Raw genomic sequence first — 5,999 nt, 5'->3', positions numbered from 1 at the left:
TTTAATTCTATTAAACGAGGCCTTTCAGGATTTGATGGAACGGCTGCAAGAATCGATTGAACGGGAGAAAATCGCCCTGCACGAGGAGGTCAAGGCGCGAAACTCCGCGCTCCAGGCCCAAATTGCACCGCATTTTATCCATAACGTGCTGTATTTGATCAGCATCGCGGCCCAGGAGGGCAAGACCGATGTCGTCACCGATATGTGCAAGCACTTATCGGACAGCTTGCGTTACATCGTATCTTCACCATACGCGCATGTCACCTTAGCCGACGAGCTGGAGCATACCCGGCACTACTTGTCCCTCGTCCAGCAAAAGTACGAAGACGATCTCGTTTGGGAGATCCATGCGGACGAATCGGCGCGGAACGTACAGCTGCCACGGCTGGTGCTCCAGCCCTTCGTGGAGAACTGCATCGAGCATGCCTTCACCCACAGCGACCCGCCTTGGCGGATCGAGATTACGGTGAAGCAGTTCAACGGGTTATGGGCGGTGGAGATTAAGGATAACGGAGACGGGTTTCCGCCCGGGAAGATCAATGAAATCATGGACAACCTGCGGAAGAGCGAAGCTGCTGCCGGAGAGGGGGACGAACGGCCCGCCTCGATCGGCAACATGGGCATCGTGAACAGCGTAGGCCGACTGAAGTTAATGTACCAGAACCGGCTGTTCTTCAATCTGTTTAACCATGCGGATGGGGAAAAGGGCGCCACGGTTCAGATCATCGGTTCGTTAACGAAGGACTTCTACTGAACGAGGAGGGCACAGCATGTACAACGTCATGATCGTGGAAGACAGCAAGCCGATCTTGCGGAACATTCGAACGCTCCTGGGTTCCCTGGAGCTTCCGTTTCAGGTGACGGCCACGGCGGCCAACGGAGAGGAAGCGTTGGAGCTCGTCCGGCAGCAGCCGGTGGACTTGGTGCTGACCGATATCCGCATGCCGAAGCTGGACGGCCTCGCGTTCATTGAACAGGCGAAGCAGATCCGCCCGCAGCTGTTATTTATTTTGATCAGCGGATACAACGATTTCGAATACACGCGCAAAGCGATTAATTTGCAGGTGTTTGACTATTTGCTCAAGCCCGTCGAACGCAAGCAGCTGTCGGAAGTGATGGAACGGGCGCTTGAGCGCCTCCGCAGCCGGATTCCCAGTGAAGCGGAGCTATTCCAGGAAATTGTAGCTCCGGAGGTTTACGAGGAACTGCAGCTCGGGGACCAATTCCGTCATTACGGAAAGCTGTTGATCCTCATCCGGAGGCAGCCGTTTGCCGGCGTGCGGGAGCTTTGGCGTGCGGATGAGCTTCAGCGCAGATTGGATGCTTTATTTGCTCCGCAGCTGTGCTGGGTGTTCCCGACTCAAGTGCCCGGTCAATTTCTTGCTTTGGTGCCAAAAACCGTGGTGGACTCGTATTCCTCGGTGTATGAATGCCTGGAGTTCGTCCGCAAAGCGTTGGAGGCGGCGGGGCTTGCGGCGACGATTGGCGGACAGCTGCAGTCCGGGGACCCAGATCGGCTGCCTAAGCTGTATCACCGCATGTCAGGCATTTTGGACGAACGGCAGCCTATTCACCAGGGAATCGTGATGGATACGGAGATTACCCATGCGTTGGGCAAACCGGAGGGATCCGAATTGGATCGGGCGGCCGCGGCAGCCTTTACCGAGCTCATTCTGGGGCGGAGGAAGGAGCAGTTCTTGTTGAAGCTGAACGAGCTGCTGACCAAATGGTCCGGCGACAACATTCGGCTTGCGGAGCTGGAACGGTTCGTCGCGCTCTTGGCCGATGCCTTCTCGCAAGCGGGAGGCGATCAGGAGACCGGGCATCGGCTGGAGCTCGAGGCTTCCTCCCGCCGTTTGCTTGAAGCCGACAGCTTTGAGAGGTTTGGTGAGAACCTGTTGGAATGGGCGAAGCAATCCTTCGAGTGGCTGCAGGCGTTGAACCGGAAAAGCGGGGAGGAGCTGTTTCGGCAAATCGAGGAATACGTCAAGCTCAACCTGTACTCGTATCTTTCGCTCGCCGATGTGGCGCAGAAATTTCACGTCAGCCCCTCGTACGTCAGCCGGGTCATGAAGAGATATGCTCAAAGCACGTTCGTGCAGTATTATACCGGCCTAAAAATCAAAGAGGCCTGCAGGCTGATCGCCTGCAAGCCGGAAATGCGAATTAAAGAAGTGTCTGACGCCTTATCGTTCAGCGATCAGCACTATTTCTCCAAAGTCTTTAAGGAGTACACGGGATACAGTCCGTCGGATTACAAGGAGCGTTGTCCTCCGAACAGCTCTGACAGCAGTTCGTAAGAACGCAAACGGGCCTTGTGGTCATAGATCTGGGCCGCGACGATGATCTCGTCGGCATCGGTCTCCGCCAGCAAGTGCTCCAGCCGGTTCCGCACCGTCTCCGGTGAGCCGATTGCCGAATAGCTGAGCTGGCGTTCAACCACCGCTTGCTCCTGCGGCGTCCAATCGAGCTGATCCACCGGCGGGTTAAGCTGTGAGGTACGCCGGCGGATCAGGTTCAAGAACTGCTGGTGCTGGGAGGTCGCCAGACGGCGGGCCTCCGCATCGGTATCGGCGACGATCACGTTCACGCCGATCATCGCGTAAGGCTTCGCCAGTTCCGCCGACGGGCGGAAGTGCGTGCGGTACAGATCAAGCGCCGGGAGCAAGTAGTCCGGCGCGAAATGGCTGGCGAAGGCGAACGGCAGACCGAGCTGGGCGGACAGCTGCGCGCTGAAGCCGCTGGAGCCGAGCAGCCAGATCGGGATGTGTAGGCCTTCGCCGGGAATCGCGCGCACGCGCATCGATGAGCCGGAGACGGGCTGGAAGTAATTCCGCAGCTCCGCAAGCCGCTCCGGAAAATCCTGCCCGTCACTGCCCGGCCCGCGCCGCAGCGCGTGCGAGGTCAGCGGGTCGGAGCCGGGCGCCCGACCGAGGCCGAGATCGATCCGCCCCGGGTACAGCGACTCCAGCGTGCCGAATTGCTCAGCGATGACGAGCGGCGCATGGTTTGGCAGCATGATGCCGCCGGATCCAACGCGGATCTTCTTGGTGCCGCCGGCGATGTGACCGATCACGACGGAGGTCGCCGAGCTGGCAATGCCGGGCATGCCGTGATGCTCCGCAAGCCAATAGCGGTGATAACCCCAGTTTTCGGCATGCTGGGCGAGGTCCAGCGAATTGCGCAGCGATTCGGCCGCGGTGCTGCCGGCGGTAATCGGCGCGAGGTCGAGAATCGAGACCGGAATATGGGATAAACGATGCGATGAATCGTTGGTTGTTCTTGAATCAGGCATAAAATCTAGCCTCCTTAGGCAGGAATGAAATGCAAAAACCTAATTTCTATTATAATCGAATTTAAAGAAATGAGCGAAAAAACAATAATCAAATCGATAACAGTTTTGAACGGGAGGAAATTATGAGCGAACGTCCAATGATCACGAATCCGATTTTACGCGGCTTTAACCCCGATCCCTCGATCTTGCGGGTCGGAGATGACTACTATATTGCGACTTCTACCTTCGAGTGGTTCCCGGGTGTGCAGATTCATCATTCTCGGGATCTCGTGCACTGGCAGCTCATCGGTCACCCGTTGACAAGGGTGTCTCAGCTGGACATGCTGGGCAACCCCGGCTCCTGCGGGGTATGGGCCCCCTGCCTCAGCTATGATAACGGCTTGTTCTATCTGATCTATACCGATGTCAAAAGCCGCCACGGCGCATTCAAGGACACTCCAAACTTTCTGGTCACCGCCCCGGATATCCGCGGCCCCTGGTCGGATCCGATCTATCTGAACAGCAGCGGCTTCGACCCTTCCTTGTTCCATGATGACGACGGGCGCAAATGGCTGGTCAACATGCTGTGGGATCACCGGAAAGGGAAGAACCGGTTTGCCGGGATCGTGCTTCAAGAATATGATCCGAAGCAGCAGAAGTTGGTGGGTCCGGTGAAAAATATTTTCCAAGGCACCGAGCTTAGGTTAACCGAAGGCCCGCATTTGTATAAAAGAAACGGCTACTACTACCTGCTTACCGCAGAAGGCGGCACGTATTACGATCATGCGGTCACAATGGCCCGGTCGCGGACGATCGACGGACCGTATGAAGTGGACCCAACCAATCCGATCCTCACCTCGTCGGGCAAACCGCACCTGGAGCTGCAAAAGGCGGGACATGGCTCGCTGGTCGAGACGCAAACGGGCGAGTGGTACATGGTGCACCTGACCGGGCGGCCAACGAAGGACATCTACTGCACGCTCGGTCGGGAAACGGCGATCCAGCGCGGCTTCTGGACGGAAGACGGCTGGTTCCGGTTAGAAACCGGCGGGAATGAGCCGCAGGTGAAGGTGCCCGCTCCCGCTTTACCGCCGCACCCGTTTGAGCCGGAGCCGGAACGGGATGATTTCGAGGCGGTGACGCTGGGGGTGCATTGGAGCACGCTGCGCGTTCCGGCCACGGAGGATTGGCTGACGCTTCGCGAGCGCCCTGGCTTCCTGCGCTTGTATGGCCGTGAGTCGATGAACTCGCTGTTCCGGCAGAGTCTGGTGGCGCGGCGGCAGCAATCGTTCCATTGCCTGGCGGAGACGGTGGTGGAGTTCGAGCCGGAGACGTTCCAGCAGATGGCCGGCCTGACCGTGTTTTACGATACGAACGATCATGTGTATTTGCGGATTTCCCGAGATGAGACGAAAGGCAAGAGCCTGAATTTGATCCAGACAAAATATGGCGTCTACGACGAGCTGCTGGCGGAAGACATCTCGATCGAAGGGGCTTCGCGCTGCTGGCTGCGGGTGGTCATCGAACGCGAGCTGGCACGCTTCTACTACAGCCTGGACGGGGAAACCTGGCATGCCGTAGGCGAAGCCGTTGACGTTAGCCACCTATCCGACGATCCCGCAGAGAAAGTGCGCTTCACCGGCACCTTCCTTGGCGTCTGCGCCCAGGACCTCAGCGGGATGCGCAAGCCTGCCGATTTCGACTATTTTATTTATAAGGAGCTTGATTCATTCTCAATGTGAAGGGGGGAGTAAGAGGGTGTATTTAAGAGAGGTAACGCTTTTGAAGGAGAAAATGCCCTCCTTCCACCAGTACCCTTTCTCGCTCCCGCTGGTCCGGAAGATGAATAAGCTTCATCTCCGCCGTCCGGTCACCTTTTTTGTCGGGGAGAACGGTTCGGGGAAATCCACGTTACTGGAGGGGATTGCCCGGGTTTAATCCAGCCGGGGGCGGGAGAAACAACGTCTACGAGGTGGACCGATCGGAATCGGCGCTTGGCGACTATCTGCGTCTCTCATGGAACCCGAAAGTGACGAACGGCTTCTTTCTGCGGGCGGAATCGTTTTATTCATTTGCCTCGCATATCGATGATGTCGCAGCAACGCGGGCCTACGGCGGGGTGTCCTTACACAGTCAATCGCATGGCGAGTCGTTCCTCAGCTTGTTCAAGTATCGATTTGGCAGCCGGGGCATTTATCTGTTGGACGAACCGGAGGCCGCCTTGTCCCCGGCCCGGCAGTTGTCATTACTGCGGATCATCCACGACTTATCGGATCGTGCCCAGTTCATCATAGCTACCCATTCGCCGATTCTGATGGGTTATCCGGACGCGGACATCCTGAATTTCGATGGCGATCAGCTGGGGCGGATCCGTTACGAGGATACGGATCACTACCAAATTACGCGTCGTTTCCTCGAAAACCGGAACAGCGTGCTTCACACGTTGTTTGAGGATGAAGACGAGGACGAGGGGGACTTGGTTTAGGCAAATGAAGAAGACATCTCATATTGTTGAGTTATCTACGTGTTACAAAGTCATGTCAGTCCCGGTGCGGGTTTGCTGTTGCGGTGAGCGAGTGCTGTCACGTGAGCAAGCCACTGTAGCCTGAGCGAGTCGATATCGCGGTGAGTGGGCCGCTGACTCGGTGAGGGAACTCGTGTGCGTTGATGGGCTCCGGCGAACACCGTTGAGGCGAACCTGCGCTCTAACGCTTGCCAGCAACGC

4 protein-coding genes and 1 pseudogene are annotated in these 5,999 nt (G+C 57.3%); 4 read left to right on the top strand and 1 reads right to left on the bottom strand.

Features of this window, described 5'->3' with window-relative positions; translation table 11 throughout:
* Nucleotides 1–754: sensor histidine kinase (locus M3G15_RS20970; protein ID WP_260071973.1), on the top strand; the 754-nt coding region annotated here is incomplete at its 5' end.
* Between the two features lie 16 nt (nucleotides 755–770).
* Complete coding sequence (locus tag M3G15_RS20965) at nucleotides 771–2,300, top strand: response regulator transcription factor (RefSeq protein WP_260071972.1); 1,530 nt, start codon at nucleotides 771–773, stop codon at nucleotides 2,298–2,300.
* Here M3G15_RS20965 and M3G15_RS20960 read toward each other — a convergent pair.
* On the bottom strand, nucleotides 2,255–3,295 hold the full coding sequence (locus tag M3G15_RS20960) for an LLM class flavin-dependent oxidoreductase (RefSeq protein ID WP_009223602.1): 1,041 nt from the start codon (nucleotides 3,293–3,295) through the stop codon (nucleotides 2,255–2,257). The two genes, M3G15_RS20965 and M3G15_RS20960, sit on opposite strands and share 46 nt — an antisense overlap.
* A 122-nt stretch (nucleotides 3,296–3,417) precedes the next feature.
* On the opposite strand from M3G15_RS20960, the gene M3G15_RS20955 reads away from it, so the two are divergent.
* Together M3G15_RS20955 and M3G15_RS20950 are read left to right on the top strand one after the other, a co-directional pair.
* Entirely contained in the window at nucleotides 3,418–5,016 is a 1,599-nt protein-coding gene (locus M3G15_RS20955) for a glycoside hydrolase family 43 protein (protein WP_232282226.1), read from the top strand.
* Nucleotides 5,017–5,032: 16 nt separating this feature from the next.
* Nucleotides 5,033–5,759: pseudogene (locus M3G15_RS20950) on the top strand (AAA family ATPase).
* Nucleotides 5,760–5,999 lie beyond the last annotated feature (240 nt).

This window comes from Paenibacillus sp. p3-SID1389 (assembly GCF_025151705.1).
GTDB classification, from domain to species: Bacteria; Bacillota; Bacilli; order Paenibacillales; family Paenibacillaceae; genus Fontibacillus; species Fontibacillus phoenicis.
Note: the sequence above shows the minus strand (reverse complement) of the source record. Positions and strands in the feature narration are given on the sequence as shown.